Origin of the sequence: Spirillospora sp. NPDC049652 (assembly GCF_040675125.1) — a bacterium.
GTDB lineage: Bacteria > Actinomycetota > Actinomycetes > Streptosporangiales > Streptosporangiaceae > Spirillospora.
Window position 1 is genome coordinate 1 of record NZ_JBFAOF010001473.1, and the last position, 1,271, is coordinate 1,271.

At 79.2% G+C, this 1,271-nt stretch carries 3 protein-coding genes; all 3 read right to left on the bottom strand.

The annotated features are described in order from the left end of the window. Nucleotides 1–549 (bottom strand): hypothetical protein (locus tag AB0J52_RS41200; RefSeq protein ID WP_500188697.1); only part of this gene is annotated, 549 nt, incomplete at its 3' end. Next, nucleotides 546–881 (bottom strand): PadR family transcriptional regulator, encoded by a 336-nt coding sequence (locus AB0J52_RS41205; RefSeq protein WP_500188699.1) that lies wholly within the window; start codon nucleotides 879–881, stop codon nucleotides 546–548. The genes AB0J52_RS41205 and AB0J52_RS41200, both read right to left, overlap by 4 nt. Then, the coding region (locus AB0J52_RS41210; protein ID WP_500188700.1) for a hypothetical protein at nucleotides 881–1,271 on the bottom strand (391 nt) is incomplete at its 5' end. The genes AB0J52_RS41210 and AB0J52_RS41205, both read right to left, overlap by 1 nt.

The window sequence follows — 1,271 nt, forward strand, 5'->3', positions numbered from 1 at the left end:
CAGGCTGCGGGCGGGACGCCCGGCCGGCTCCCCGATGTCGGCGGCCGGGCCGGCGACGGCGGCGAGCGGCCGCTTGGAGTAGGCCAGGAACAGCCAGTGGCCGCAGGGCTCCCAGCCCTCCGGGGCGAGCGCCTCGGCGTGCCGCGCGCGCTCCCGGCGGCCGACGACGTCCCGCCGGTACTCCCACTGGGTGGGGGACGCCAGGTCGCGGCGGCTGACGAAGCGCCCGAGGTGGTCGACCCGCTCGATCTCCCAGCCCTGCGCCCCGAACCGGTTCATCATCCGCTCGTCCACCGACGCGTCCGCCGTCCACACCCACCGTTCGGCGCCCGCGTCCGGCCCGGCCGCCGCGCCGTGCTCCGGCCGCGCCCGCGCGCCCTCGGCGAACTCGGCCGCGAACCGGACGGCCGGGCCGAACTCGTCCTCGGGGTCCGCGCCGGACTCGGCGACGTGGCCGGACAGCTCGGCGACCAGGTCGCCGACGCGGTCCTCGGCGACGCCGAGCCGCCGCAGGCCGTCCGCCAGCTCGGCGAAGTAGCGCTCGCTCACTCCCCGCCCCCCGTCAGCAGCGCCCGGACGGCCTGGTGGAAGTCCAGCCAGGACGCGCCCTGCTCGGCGAGGGCCGTCCCGCCCGCGTCCGTCAGGCGGTAGTAGCGCCGTCCGGGACCCCGTTCGGCCGCCCGGTACTCGGCCTCCACCAGACCGGCCTCCTCCAGCCGGTTCAGGACCGGGTAGAGCGTGCCGCCCTTGATCTGGCCGAGGCCCGCCCCGTCCAGGGCCTTGGCGATCTCGTAGCCGTAGCTCTCGCCGGGCCGCAGGCAGGCCAGGACGGCCAGGTCGAGCACGCCCTTCAGCCAGTTCGCGCGCCGGTCGGCGGCCATCAGCGGCCCGCCCCGCGGCCGTCGCCGCCGCGCGCCGCCGCGTCCCGGCCGACGAGGTCGGCGGGGGCGGCGGGGGTGGCAGGGCCGGCGGTTCCGACAGGGGCGGCGGTTCCGCGGGTGGCGGCGAGGAGCGTGACCGCGATGGCGAGCACGAACGCGCCCAGCCCGGCGAACACGCCCGAGGCGGTCGTCGCCGCGTCGCCCCCGCCGGACGCCGCCCCGGCCGCGTAGACGGCCCCGGAGACGGCGAACACGGCCAGGCTCGCGACGAGCGCCCGGCGGGCGGCGCGCCGGAGCGTCCGCCGCAGCGCCGCGTCCACGCCCTGCCGGACCATCCGGTAGAGGGTGACCAGCGCCGCGAGCGTCCCGCCGCCGGTGATCACGGCGGCG

Excerpts from the sequence above, each read along its gene's own strand:
- AB0J52_RS41205 (WP_500188699.1), bottom strand. The coding sequence starts at position 881 with ATGGCCGCCGACCGGCGCGCGAACTGGCTGAAGGGCGTGCTCGACCTG.